A 12,212-nucleotide genomic window follows, 5' to 3' on the forward strand; every position below is an offset into this window, starting at 1 on the left:
ATGATCAGAAAGGAACACCTTTGAACGACCGTTGCGAGGTGGGGCGTCCCGTCCTCTTCCTCGACGTCGACGGACCACTCATCCCGTTCGGCCGGCGGACCGACGGGGGTTCTTCCCCTGCGCCCCCTCCCCCGGGGAATCCCCCGGGGAACCCGCTGCTCGGACGGCTGGACCCCGCCGTCGGGCCGCGCCTCCTGGCACTGGGATGCGACCTGGTGTGGGCGACGACCTGGCTGGACGACGCGAACGAGGTGGTCGCTCCACGGATCGGGCTGCCGGCACTGCCGGTACTGAGGTGGCCGAATCCGTCCGCCGCCGAGGGGCCACGCGGTCTCCACTGGAAGACCCGGCACATCGTCGACCGGGCGGGCCGCCGTCCGTTCATCTGGGTCGACGACGAGATCGGCGCCGTGGACCGCCTCTGGGTCGAAGCGCAGCACCGGGAGCCGTCGTTGCTTCACCGCGTGGACCCGCACCGGGGCTTGATGGACGACGATTTCGCGGTGCTTGCGGAGTGGCTCCGCACCGTCGGGCACGGGGGCGTGTCCTAGCGTTGGGCCATGATCGTATGGCTCAACGGTACTCACGGCGCGGGCAAGACGACGACCAGCGCGCTCGTGCAGCAACTGATCCCGGATTCGCGGGTGTTCGACGCGGAGAAGGTCGGCGAGACGCTCATGGACATCACCCCGGGGCTGCCGGGGCCCGGGGCGGACAACTTCCAGCACTGGCCGCCGTGGCGACCGCTCGTCGTGGAGACCGCCCGCCGGGTACTGGACTACGCCGGGGGCGTGTTGGTGATGCCCATGACCGTGCTGGTGGAGCAGTACTGGCGCGAGATCAGCACGGGCCTCGCGCAACACGCCATTCCCGTACGTCACTTCGTACTCCACGCCGACCAGGACACCTTGCGCGCACGCATCGCGGGCGACACCGTCCTCGGCCCCGACTCCCCGTTCCGCCTCCACCACCTTGAGCCCTACGCGGAGGCGGCCCGCACATGGCTGCACGCGGAGGCGGAGGTCGTCGACACGACACACCTCACACCGGCGGAGACGGCTGCGCGGATCGCGGAGGCGGTCAAGAACTGAGGCGCGGCCGCCACGCGACAGCAGGCCCGAAGGCAAGCTCGACAGCAGGCCGCTGACATCACTCCTCAAGGTCCTCAAGGCAGATCTTGAGGACACACAGGGCCGTACTCCCGGCATCTCAGAGGACACGGCCTGGATGGTCTACGAGCCCAGCCGTAACCTGTCGCGTCTCCGGGACAACGCACCGCTGCTGATGGAGGCGGGGGACGATCTCGCGCGCCGGCAAGACAACGTCAGCCTGTTGATCTCAGCCGCTCGGGCCTGATGCGCGTGGCAAAGCTGCTGACCAATCCGCACAACGCCGCTGACGACCCCCGGATCGGTGCGAAAAGTGGCATCCGTCGACTTCGTGCCATCCGCTCAGGTATCCGCACCGTCCGTGTCTGTCTGGAGTGCGGCCAGTTCGGCGTCATCCGGGCGGTGGGCCGCCTCGGCCGCCTTACGCAAAATGGCCCGGTCGACCTTGTCCGCGTCGGCGATCAGACGAATCATCACGCCGTCGTCAGGCACCGCGTATTCGTGACTGCCACCGGCCCTGCGGTACCAGGCGTCGCCGTCGTGCTCACAGGTGACCTGCTTGTCGGAGACCTCACCCAACGGCTGCTTGGGGCAGCTCTCCGCCGTCATCGTGCCGCGACCTACGAATAGACCGAACTTGGTAGCGCCCTTCTCGGACCGATACGCCGCGACGAACTCATCGTCGTACGCGCCGACCGACTGTGGGAACAAGGTGTAACCGGAGACCTTGGTGACATAGACGAGTTCCGACGAGATGCCCCAGTCGCGCGCGGCGGCGTCGAGGTCGGCGCTGTCGGCGGTCGCCCCTTCCGACCCGTTCTCCTTGTCCGCGGCGCACGCCGTGAGGAGCACTGGCAGTAGGAGTAGGGGGAGCAGCGCACGCGCGGTTTGGATCATGTGCACATCCTGTCGCACATACATGCCACAGACGCAACGGTTTCTGATCCACACAGCTGCGGTCCCCGCCTATTGACCGTGCACCTACGTCTTCCCGCGCTCGGTCCAGATCGAGCCCCTGACCGCGCCGGCCCCGCTCACCCAGCACCCGCAAGGCGGAGCGCAGCCGGACTTGAACCCGACGGCCCAGGCACAGCAACAGGCCCCCTGCCAGCGGAGAACCGCAGACAGGGGGCCTGTTCGTGTCTGTTTACTTCTTCTTGCCCTGGGTCTTGCCGGGCATCTTGGTGAGCTGGGTTTTCGCTGGTCAGGGGCGGTGGGATCGTGCGCCTGGCGGTCGTCGTTGGTCATCATTGGCCACTGTCGAGCGACGTCGGACGGCCCAGGGACGGCCCAGCCAACGACTTCACCTGCGGCGGCTGAGGGCGCCGCGGAGTGTCTCCAGCCAGCTCATGAGGAGCCACCGCAGTCGCCACCACCAACCTCGCCGTACTCCTTGCGACTGAAGGCTGGCTGTTATGCGCGGAGGACGGACGTTGGCGCTCGGACTTCGGCGACCACCACCGTGCAAGTGGCAATAGCCGCTCCGCCTAGCTGGGTTGCCGCACATTCGCCCCTGCTGTGTCACGCCCGAACAACGCCTCATGAGCGCATTCTGGCGGGGCCTACGTGACTGAGAACGTCAACTGGGACGACTGCACCGCGTAGTCGTAGATCCGATCTACAGAGCATCAGTTTGGGAAGCTGCGGGCAATCGAGGGCGGGATGGTTCTGATCTGGGTGAATGCTTGCTGAACGGTCTCAGCGAGCCTCATCGTACGAGTACGGACCTCACCGCCCGAAGCGCCCGACAGGAACGGGGCCTGCGTATCGAGCTAAAGCCTGTTTCAGAACGCGTCGCGCTCGGACCTGGCCGTCGGCGGCAAGGTCAATTACCCTTATATGCCCCACTATCTGCCTTCTTGGTGAGGATTCCTGTCTTGTGCGACAGGTTCCAGCCTGGCCGGTGGCCTCCTGGGCGCTTGATTCGCACCGCTTACCGTTGCGTCGATCAAGCGGCTCATCCCCTCAACCCGTCCTCGTGGTGGGCTGCCGCGATCTGTTACCGCTTCTAAAATGGTCAGAGTTGTGCATTTTTGTGTCGGAGTCAGTCGCTGCTGTGCCCATTCAGCTTGTCGACGCTGTTGGCGGGACGTGTGGCGGTGTGGCTCTTAGGGTGATGAGCAGCGGCCCGCGCCGAACTTCTGGCTCTTTCCGTGCTATGCGATTTTCGTGCAGGTGTGGGCTGGAGTTGGTCCTTGATGGACGTGGACGTGTGTGATCCGGTTTCGCTGAACCGCTGTCGTGTGGTGCATGCGGCGGGTGAGATCGATCTGTTCACCGCGATGGACTTCGCACTCCTGCTGAACACTCCTGCCCGCCCATCGTCCCCTCCTGTCGCGCCGTTCCTGTTGGTGGTGGATCTGCGGGCGGTGGTGTTCATGGACTCCGCCGGGATCCACGAGTTGTGCCGGGTACGAGCAAGGCGCCAGAGTGAGGGCGGGCGGGTGCGCCTGGTTTACGGCCAGCGCAGCATTCATGTTCTGCTGAGGGCGTTGTGTCTTACCGGCCAATTTCCCCGCTACGCGACCACCTTCGATGCCCGGATGGGCTCTCCTGGTCCGGCCGGGCCGTGGCCCCGTGAGGCCCTGTCGGCCTCACAGCCGATCCCACGGCCCCGGAGCAGCCCATGAAGGCCGGTGCAGCCTCGTGAAAGTGGGTGTGCAGCCTTCAGACATGAGGCCGGAAGTAGTGGTGGGTGTCTGCGGCCGGCGGCCTAGGGTGGAAGTGGAGGGCGACAGCCGTCGGGGCCGGGTGACCGGGCGATTGGGCTGGTCGGTTTCTGGGCCCCCTGCCCCCGGGTCGTGTCATTTGTCCGACCGAGAGCAGGCTGGAGCCGCATCACCGACAACGCAGCTCCAGCCGGCGTCCTTCCCGGTGTCGCGCCCGGCGGCATCCCGCGCCCCTCGGGCGCCCGGTGAGGGCGATCAGAGCGAGGACACCGTTCAGTGATCACGGGGGGATCTGCGCGGTGTTCTCGCCTCTGATGCCTTGCTCCTCGACCCGAACGGGGAGCAAGGGGTACCAGACCGTGTCGGACACGAATGTCCCGCGCTGTGGCGCAGGCGCCCTGCCCGGCGCGGTCTGCTCCCGCACATCCATTACGGCAGATCCACGGCGGGTGAGAAAGCCTCCAGCACTGAAACGGCCCGAAATACGCTCTTCAGCGGTATTCCCAGTCACAGCCGCTGACCCCACACACTCTGTAGGCTGTCCAGGGCAGCTGCTCACCCCGGGTGGCGTTTTCTGCGCGGGCCTGGAAGCGGTGACATGACGGGCACAAGCGCGATGATGGCCCGTATCCTGCGTGATCTTCCCGCAGGCAACGGCTCCAGCCTCCTGGGCGGTGCCCCGGACCTATGCGCTCGTGTACTTGGGGTGGACGGGATCGCGGTATCCGTGGCCACCGATGGTGCGTTGACGGAATTGGTGTGGTCCACTCCGGGCCGCAGCACCGCCCTGGAGGACGCCCAGTACACCCTCGGTGAGGGTCCTGGTCTGGACGCTTGCCGTCACCGTAGCCTGATCGCCCTATCTGACCTGCAACAAGCCGACCCACAACGGTGGCCCGCCTTCCTGCCTGAAGCCGAACGCCTCGGCACCCGAGCCCTGTTCTGCTTTCCCTTGAACATGGGCGCTGTCTGCCTGGGCGTGTTCACTGCACAGCGAACCACTCCCGCTCCTCTGGACACCGCCCGGATGAACGACGCGTTCATCCTGACTGCCGCGATCACTGCAGCACTGATCCGCGACAACGCGCAACGAGAGTCCTTCGCTCGGGCCGAACCCCCCACCACGCTGCACCGTGCTGCTGTCCATCAGGCTGCGGGCATCATCAGCGTCCAAGCCGATATCTCCCTCACGGAGGCGATGGTTCTGCTGCGCGCTCATGCCTACCGTACGGAAAATCCTCTGCTGGAAACCGCTGCCGAAGTGGTGGCCCGGCGCCTGCACTTCAGGAACGATAAGGACGGGACAGTCGTCCCGTCCCCGGACAAGGATTGAAGCCGATGACAAGCCAACAGCGTGTGCTGGACATCCTGGTCGAAGCGGTCGACACCCTCACCGACGACTTTGACATCATCGATTTCCTGCACCGGCTGTCTATCCGCTGTGTCGAACTCCTGGACGTCCAGGCGGCCGGAATCATGATCGTCGACGAGCACGACGAGCTCCAACTCATTGCCGCCTCCGACGAGACGACCCGCCTTCTTGAACTGTTCGCCCTCCAGCACGATCAGGGACCGTGTGTGCGCTGCTACCACAGCGGCCGGGCTTTGTTGAACATCAACCTCACCTCCGGTACCTCCACCGAGGGTTTTGGGCCTTTCGCCGCCCGCGCCCGCACGGCCGGTTTCACCGTGACCCACGCCCTGCCGATGAAACTGCGCAACCAGGTCATCGGCGCCGTCAACCTCTTCGACACCCGCCTCAACCGCCTGAGCGACTCCGACCTCCAGATCGGACAAGCCCTCGCCGACGTCGCCACCATCGCCATCCTGCAACAACGCACCATCGAAGCAAGCCACCTCGAAAAAGCCCAGCTCCAGGCCGCCCTCACCAGCCGCGTCATCATCGAACAGGCCAAAGGCATCCTCTCGGAACGCTACGGCCTCAGCCTCGACGCCAGCTTCGACGCCATGCGCACCCACTCCCGTCCTCGCCAGCTACGCCTGACCGACCTAGCCCAGCAAATCATCGACAACACCGTCGACGGCACCTTCGGGCCCGGCACCGACACCCCCTGAACGAAACCGGCGCCAGTACGCACGGCGACGTCGTCGCCCTATGCGTGCCTGCCCACTGAGTGTGCTACCGCACCACCTCAGCACTTCTGCCTCAGTTGAAGACCGACTGAACCGCGTGCACAAATTGGCGTAGGACGCGCAATGCGGCCTGGGACACGAAACGAAGGCACGAGAGAACGACACCCAGAAGCTCGGTAGTGACTGGCGGGCTCGACTCACGTCTCTCGATGTTGAAGCAAGACGGAAGACGGTTCATGGCCTGCTTGGGCAGGTACTCGGTCTCTTCAGCGTCGCTCTGGGGCTGGCAGCCCAGAGCATTCTTGATCTGACCTTTGAGCCCTCGCCAACATCTCTACCTCGACCATCACTCACCTCAGCTTCCATCCCGTCCGCCGTCGACCCACACACCGTGGAGTGGGCGTGGTTCAGGGCGTCAAGGCGGAGCGCGCCACTGTACGAACGACCTTGACGCCCTGGGCCGCGACTGCTCGGCTCTGCCTGGGTCGACGGCGGACGGGATGGAAGCACCCCGCGCAAACCCCACTCAGCCGGCACCCGCGAACGGCGCCCCCTCCATCCCGGAGTCGGAGCGCCCCCGCCGGAGGCCCTGCTTTGACCGAGACCGCACGGTGTGCTGATCAGTTCTCATCAGACCGGCTTATCTGCCCGTGGGCGCGCGTTGGCGCAGCGCCCGGAGCGCGGGCCGAAGGCAGGAGCGCGCAGGGCGGCAGAGCCGAAAGCGCGCCCGGCGGAGCGGAGCGCAGCCGGACTTGAACCAGTAGAGAAAGTTGTAACTCAGTCGGGCTGCTGGGGCTTGAAGTTGTATGCGCAGGCGGGAAGTTCGATGCCTTGTCGGTGTGCGAGTGGCAGGAAGAGGACCGGGCGGATGGTCCAGGTGATGCGGGTGCTGGCGTGCGTCACTGAGACTGTGCACGGCTGCATGCGTAAGAGGGCTCGTCGGGTCTCTACGCGTCCTTCGTACAGCCACCCCCAAGCCTCGTCGGAAGCGTCGGCGTCGAGTGCCGGTGAGATCGTGCGGAGTGCCACCGCTACCCACCTGTCTGCCTGCGGTGCCGAGTGCGCGTCGAAGGATGCTCGGAGCTCCGGCGTTCCTCCCTCCGTGAGGTCTTCCGTCCAGCACTCGCACCAGTAGCCCCACTGCGGTTCGTTCTTCAGCATGGGTGGCCTCCTGGGCGGACCCCCGTGAAGAGTTCCGCGGTGACCGTGTGGCCGCCGTCGCTGTCGTGGACCACGACCCGGTGGGCGATCGCGCTGACCATGCTCAGTCCCCGGCCGTGTTCCGCCTCCTGGTCCTGGTGCTCAACCTTCGGGGCCCGGCCGGTGCCTCCGTCGTCCGTGACCGACAGGGCGACCATCTGCGGGGAGATCGCCAGTGCCAGATGGAAGCTGCCCGAGTGCCGGCCGCTGGCGGTGTGCAGGATCGCGTTCGCGCTCAGTTCGCTCACGATCAGTTCGGCGTCGTCGGCCAGGGGTGAGCCGCGCAGGATGTCTCTCGTCCAGCGGCGGGCCCTGCTGACCTCTTCCGGGAAACCTGGGCAAGTGAGTCCCCAGACCCGCGCAGTGCTCGTATACTCGTGCATACAAGTTCCTTTATGCTGGTAGGCCGCCATGTGTAGCGGGTTCGGGCTAGACGAGTTTCACGCCGTCGTGTGCGCGGACGGCCGGTGGAGACAACGCGTCCAGAGCGTCCAGGACACGGATCGCGTACGCCTCGTCGGCCAGGTCGGTGACTTCTTCGCGGGTGGCCCACCGCAGAGCGCGGGTCTCGTCCCCGGTGGTGGGTGTGCCGTCGGCGGCCTCGCAGCGGAAGACCAGGGAGACGATCAGGCCTGTCATGTTCTTGTAGACGCCGGTGAGGGTCGCGGGAAGCGCGATCTTGATGCCGGTTTCTTCGAGGACTTCCCGCTGAAGCGCGTCGGGGAGGGTTTCCTCCCGCTCGACGATGCCACCCGGGGGCTCCCAGTGGCCGTTGTCGCGGCGCTTGATCAAGAGGGCCCGGCCCTGGTCGTCGACGATGACTCCGGCAACGCTCACGGAGTGCGGACGGTCAGTGGTCACGTTCCTCGGCCCTCTCAGATGGCTAGGCTCTCAACCGTAGCAACAACACTCGCCCACTCGTCTAGATACCTAAAGGAGTACTCGTGACCTCTCTTCCGTCCCTGCTCGGTGGCCTGGATCCCACGAGCGATCGTGCGGTGTTCCGGCAGATCGCCGACCAGCTGCGCGAGGCCATCGACCGTGGGCGCTTCAAGGAAGGCGAGAAGCTGCCTTCGGAAGCTGAGCTTGTCGAGCACTACGGCGTATCCCGGATGACCGTTCGGAATTCCTTCTCGGTGCTCCAGGGCGAGGGCCTGGTGCATGCCGAGCACGGGAAGGGCGTGTTCGTCCGGCCGCGACCGCCTGTGCGACGGCTCGCCTCTGACCGGTTCGCCCGGCGCCACCGTGAGCAGGGGAAGTCCGCGTTCATCGTGGAAGCGGACGCCGCCGGCAGTCACCCGAAGGTGGACAGCCTGGAGGTCAAGGAAGAGAAGGCCACGCAGGACATCTCCGCCCGGCTCGGGTCCGTACGGCGTGTGCTCGCTCGGCGGCGCCGATATCTGCTCGACGGCCGCCCGGTCGAGTTCGCCACCTCCTACCTCCCCCTCGACATCGCCCGCGGTACGCAGATCGCCGAACCCAACCCCGGACCTGGCGGCATCTACGCCCGTCTTGAGGAACTGGGCCACCACCTCGACCACTTCGAGGAGGAGATCCGGGCCCGGATGCCCTCGCCGTCCGAGGTCAAGACGCTGCATCTCGCGTCCGGTGTGCCGGTGATCCACCTCATCCGTACCGCGTACGACACCGAGAAGCGGCCCGTGGAGGTCTGCGACACCGTCATGGCGGCGGACGCATACGTGCTGTCGTACCAGCTTCCGGCGACGTAACCGGCGGTGCGCGAGGCCATTTCTTCGGACTCGCACACACCGACACGCATACTCATATAGACGAGTGGGCAAGTTGTATGCCAGAGTGGCCGACGTTCCCGGATCCACCGGGTTCGCAGACTGCCACTCATCTAGACGAGTAGATAGGAAGAAACCTTGCGCACCATCCGTGTGGAGACCTCGGCCGCGACGATCCTGCTGACCGAGGCACCCGAACCCAAGGTTCGCGACCGACAGACCGGCGAGATCGCCAAGGACGTCAACAGCGGTGAGGCACTGATGACGATCGGCGTCGTCTACATCGAGGAAGGGGAGTCGGCACTGATCAAGGTCACCATCCCGGAAAGCGGAGTCTCCGAGGGGCTGGCACTCGGTGCTCCGATCTCGCTGCCCGGCCTGGTGGCCCGGCCGTGGGAGAGCGTGTTCAACGGGCAGCAGCGCCACGGCATTGCCTACCGCGCCGCCGCAGTCACCCCGGCCGCCTTCCCCGCTGTCATGGGGGCCTCGGCCTGATGACCGATCTGGCAACGCTTCTGGAGGTAGGTGGTCCCGTCGCAGCACTCGGCGGTGGGGCCGCCTACGCCCGGGCCCAACACCCCGGCGTCTACCGGTCCACGGTCGGCCTGCCGCTTTCCACGGCCCGCCTGCTCAGCTCGTACGGCTCGGTCATGGAAGCGTGCGGCCTGACCGTCGCTCCCTCCCGGCTGCGGGTCCTGGCGGTCAAGGCCACCACTCGGCGTGAGGTGCGGCCCGTTCCGCCGCGTCGGGGCATCATCCGGCCCACCTCGACCGGGCTGCGGATCCGGCTGCGGCTCGCCCCTGGGCAAGAACCCGCCGACGTCGCCGCCTCGGCCGAACGCCTCCGGCACGCCTGGGGCGTTCACGCCGTGTACGTCACGACGGTCAAGCCCGGTGTCGTCGAACTGCGGCTCGTCGGCTTCGACGTGCTGCGCAAGGTCCGCATGCCGCGCAAGTCCCCGGCCGGGACGCTGAAGATACCGGTGGCTCTGCGGGAGGACGCAACGCCCTTCGTACGCGACTACCGGGCCGTTCCTCACCAACTGACTCTCGGCGCCACGCTGTCGGGAAAGTCCATGTACCTGCGCCACCTCGTCGCCGGACTCGCCCGGCAGCCTGTCGCCCTGGTCGGCATCGACTGCAAGCGCGGTGTGGAGCTGGCGCCCTTCGCTGCCCGGCTCTCGGCACTGGCCACCGACCCCACGCAGGCTGCTCAACTGCTGCCCGTGCTCATCAATGAGATGGAGGACCGTTACGACCTGATCAAGGCTCGGCAGGGCATTGCGGCGGGCACGCCGGATGAGGAGATCACCTCCGACATCTGGGGCCTGCCCGAGCATGAACGGCCCGTGCCCGTGGTGCTGTTCGTGGACGAGGTCGCGGAACTCTTCCTCGTCGCCACGCGGAAGGACGAGGACCGGCGGGACGAGATGGTCACCCAGCTCATCCGCCTCGCCCAGCTCGGCCGTGCCGCCGGGATCTACCTGGAGGTCTGCGGGCAGCGCTTCGGCGCCGAGCTGGGCAAGGGCGCGACCATGCTTCGGGCTCAACTCTCCGGCCGGGTCTGCCACCGCGTCAACGACGAAGCCTCCGCCAAGATGGCGCTCGGCGACATCGCCCCCGAAGCGGTCTCCGCCGCCTGCGCCATCGCTCCGGAACTGCCCGGCCTCGCCGTGGCCGGTGACACCTCCGGCGGCTGGTCCCGCATCCGCACTCCGTATCTCTCCCTCGGCGACGCCGCCGAGATCTGCCACGAGTCGGCCCACCTGGTCCCCGACCTGCCCGCGCTCAAGCCCTTCCGGCCCGCTGTGCCGGTGCGGCCGGTCAAGGCACCCACTCCGAGTCGTGCAGCCGTGCGCCGCTTCCGGCTGAGCCGCTAGGCACTACTCCGCTCCACCCCGGCCGGCGTGACCGCCTCGCGCCACGTCCCTACCCCTCCCATGCCTCGAACAGGAAGGAGCCCCAGCATGCGCGCCCTACTGGCCCGCGTCGACGCGGTACTCGTCCAAGCGGTCATCGCCGCCGCGCTGTCCTTCGCCCACCTGCACGACATCGCCCTTGCGGCCGGTCAGGACGGGTGGAAGGCGTGGGCGTATCCCGTCTCGGTCGACCTGCTGCTCGTCGCCGCCTGGAGCCAACTGCGGACCGGCAACGCCAAAGCGTCCGGGTGGTGCTGGTTCGTCATCGCCCTGGCCGCCTCCCTCGGGGCGAACATCGCCACCGCCGGACTGCTCGACCTCGACCAGGTGCCGGCCTGGCTGCGCATCCTCGTCGCGGGCTGGCCCGCGGTCGCCTTCCTCGGCGGAACGCTCCTCGCGCACTCGGTGCCGAAAGCGGCGGAGGACGTGGGGGAGACCGCTGAGGACGACGTGGACCAGGAGGAGCACGCCGAACCCGTCCCCGAACCGCCCGCACTACCGGCCGCAGATCCGGCGCCCGTGCCGACGGCCGCGCTCACTCCACCTGCTCCTGCTCCTGCTCCTGCTCCTGCTCCTGCGGTATCCGTCCCGGCCGCCCTGGTCGAGCACGCCCGCAAGGTCGCTGCCGAGCATCGGACCCGTACCGGAAGGGCCATCGACACCCCGACTCTGCGCGCTCGCCTCGGGGTCCCCGCACCCATGGCCGAAGCCATCGCCGCCCAGATCTGACCAGCCCTGAAAGGAGATCCGGATGACCGCCAACCGTCGCTTCCGCTCCGTCACCCGCATCGGCCCCGTCCAGGTCGGCACCTTCCACGACGGCCGGGGGCGCGAGAAGCACACGGCCGCGTGCACCGCCCCTCGCTGCGGCTTCTCCGTCGACTACGACAGCCGCGCCGCCGCCGAACTCGCCGCCCGCACTCACCGCTGCCCCGTCCGCTGAAAGGACTCCGTACCCGTGACCGTCAGCCTGCCGCTCGTCGCCGTCCTCGGCTTCTTCGCCTGGGGAGCGGTCAAGTTCCTCGGTGTCCGCATCTGGATCGTCGTCCTGATCGCCCTGTTCGGCTTCTGGCTCTCCGACACCTTCATGGCCCCGGCCATCGAATCCGGCACGCGTTCCGGCGTGGATGTCATCAACGGCTCACATGACTAGACGAGTAGGTAAGGAGAGCTTCGCCGTGTTCCTGCCCAAGTACCCCGACAGCCCGACACCGCCGCCCGCGCACACGCACGCGCCGACCGATCCGGCTCCCGTGCGCCGTCCGGCTCCGCAGATATCCGTCAGCGCCGGAGCGGTCGCGGCCGTTCTCGTCGGCGGAGTCGTGCTGACCGCGCTCCTGGCCGCCGTCGCCGTCACGGCCATCTCCGTCGCCGTCGCCGCCGTGGTCCTGCGCTCGATGCTCCGCGATCAGCGCCACCGCTGACACCGGCCAACCACACCAGACCCCCGGGGCGGTCCGACACCGCCAAGCA

General features: G+C 67.2%; 16 protein-coding genes. 12 read left to right on the plus strand and 4 right to left on the minus strand.

What is annotated here, in order from left to right:
* The first annotated feature begins 20 nt into the window (after positions 1-20).
* Together ACZ60E_RS36640 and ACZ60E_RS36645 are read left to right on the plus strand one after the other, a co-directional pair.
* Positions 21-551, plus strand: coding sequence for an HAD domain-containing protein (locus tag ACZ60E_RS36640; protein WP_469446197.1), 531 nt, complete (start codon positions 21-23; stop codon positions 549-551).
* Positions 552-560: 9 nt separating this feature from the next.
* Positions 561-1,091, plus strand: coding sequence for a P-loop nucleotide/nucleoside kinase family protein (locus ACZ60E_RS36645; RefSeq protein WP_469446199.1), 531 nt, complete (start codon positions 561-563; stop codon positions 1,089-1,091).
* Positions 1,092-1,451: 360 nt separating this feature from the next.
* Here the strand turns inward: ACZ60E_RS36645 and ACZ60E_RS36650 are convergent, their stop codons facing one another.
* The gene (locus ACZ60E_RS36650; protein ID WP_469446200.1) at positions 1,452-2,006 is read right to left on the minus strand and encodes a hypothetical protein; all 555 of its coding nucleotides are present in this window, start codon (positions 2,004-2,006) and stop codon (positions 1,452-1,454) included.
* 1,301 nt (positions 2,007-3,307) lie between these two features.
* On the opposite strand from ACZ60E_RS36650, the gene ACZ60E_RS36655 reads away from it, so the two are divergent.
* From ACZ60E_RS36655 to ACZ60E_RS36665, 3 genes are all read left to right on the plus strand, one after another.
* Positions 3,308-3,739 (plus strand): STAS domain-containing protein, encoded by a 432-nt coding sequence (locus ACZ60E_RS36655; RefSeq protein WP_469446202.1) that lies wholly within the window; start codon positions 3,308-3,310, stop codon positions 3,737-3,739.
* Positions 3,740-4,376: 637 nt separating this feature from the next.
* Positions 4,377-5,111, plus strand: a complete 735-nt coding sequence (locus ACZ60E_RS36660; RefSeq protein ID WP_469446204.1) for an ANTAR domain-containing protein — start codon at positions 4,377-4,379, stop codon at positions 5,109-5,111.
* A 23-nt stretch (positions 5,112-5,134) separates the two neighbouring features.
* Complete coding sequence (locus ACZ60E_RS36665) at positions 5,135-5,854, plus strand: ANTAR domain-containing protein (RefSeq protein WP_469446206.1); 720 nt, start codon at positions 5,135-5,137, stop codon at positions 5,852-5,854.
* A gap of 795 nt (positions 5,855-6,649) precedes the next feature.
* On the opposite strand, the gene ACZ60E_RS36670 is transcribed toward ACZ60E_RS36665, so the two are convergent.
* Genes ACZ60E_RS36670 through ACZ60E_RS36680 form a run of 3 tightly spaced genes read right to left on the minus strand, consistent with a single transcriptional unit; the run spans position 6,650 to position 7,909 of the window.
* Positions 6,650-7,033, minus strand: coding sequence for a hypothetical protein (locus ACZ60E_RS36670; protein WP_469446208.1), 384 nt, complete (start codon positions 7,031-7,033; stop codon positions 6,650-6,652).
* Positions 7,027-7,455: an ATP-binding protein gene (locus ACZ60E_RS36675; RefSeq protein WP_469446210.1), complete on the minus strand. Its 429-nt coding sequence runs from the start codon at positions 7,453-7,455 to the stop codon at positions 7,027-7,029. Before ACZ60E_RS36675 ends, ACZ60E_RS36670 begins: the two co-directional genes overlap by 7 nt.
* A gap of 46 nt (positions 7,456-7,501) precedes the next feature.
* Positions 7,502-7,909 (minus strand): NUDIX hydrolase, encoded by a 408-nt coding sequence (locus ACZ60E_RS36680; RefSeq protein WP_469446267.1) that lies wholly within the window; start codon positions 7,907-7,909, stop codon positions 7,502-7,504.
* Positions 7,910-8,016: 107 nt separating this feature from the next.
* Here ACZ60E_RS36680 and ACZ60E_RS36685 point away from each other — a divergent pair, with 107 nt between their 5' ends.
* From ACZ60E_RS36685 to ACZ60E_RS36715, 7 genes are all read left to right on the plus strand, one after another.
* The gene (locus ACZ60E_RS36685; protein WP_275317495.1) at positions 8,017-8,802 is read left to right on the plus strand and encodes a GntR family transcriptional regulator; all 786 of its coding nucleotides are present in this window, start codon (positions 8,017-8,019) and stop codon (positions 8,800-8,802) included.
* A gap of 156 nt (positions 8,803-8,958) precedes the next feature.
* Positions 8,959-9,315 (plus strand): SCO3933 family regulatory protein, encoded by a 357-nt coding sequence (locus ACZ60E_RS36690; protein ID WP_210880941.1) that lies wholly within the window; start codon positions 8,959-8,961, stop codon positions 9,313-9,315.
* Positions 9,315-10,700, plus strand: coding sequence for an FtsK/SpoIIIE domain-containing protein (locus ACZ60E_RS36695; protein WP_469446212.1), 1,386 nt, complete (start codon positions 9,315-9,317; stop codon positions 10,698-10,700). Before ACZ60E_RS36690 ends, ACZ60E_RS36695 begins: the two co-directional genes overlap by 1 nt.
* A gap of 87 nt (positions 10,701-10,787) precedes the next feature.
* Entirely contained in the window at positions 10,788-11,468 is a 681-nt protein-coding gene (locus ACZ60E_RS36700) for a DUF2637 domain-containing protein (protein ID WP_469446214.1), read from the plus strand.
* Positions 11,469-11,490: 22 nt separating this feature from the next.
* Positions 11,491-11,682, plus strand: coding sequence for a mobile element transfer protein (locus ACZ60E_RS36705; RefSeq protein ID WP_469446216.1), 192 nt, complete (start codon positions 11,491-11,493; stop codon positions 11,680-11,682).
* Positions 11,683-11,697: 15 nt separating this feature from the next.
* On the plus strand, positions 11,698-11,892 hold the full coding sequence (locus ACZ60E_RS36710) for a hypothetical protein (protein WP_404192587.1): 195 nt from the start codon (positions 11,698-11,700) through the stop codon (positions 11,890-11,892).
* Between the two features lie 25 nt (positions 11,893-11,917).
* Positions 11,918-12,163 carry a SpdD protein gene (locus ACZ60E_RS36715; protein ID WP_190855405.1) on the plus strand — a complete coding sequence of 82 codons (246 nt, stop codon included), beginning with the start codon at positions 11,918-11,920 and terminating at the stop codon, positions 12,161-12,163.
* Positions 12,164-12,212: the final 49 nt, after the last annotated feature.

Source organism: Streptomyces sp. NPDC102514 (assembly GCF_055584525.1).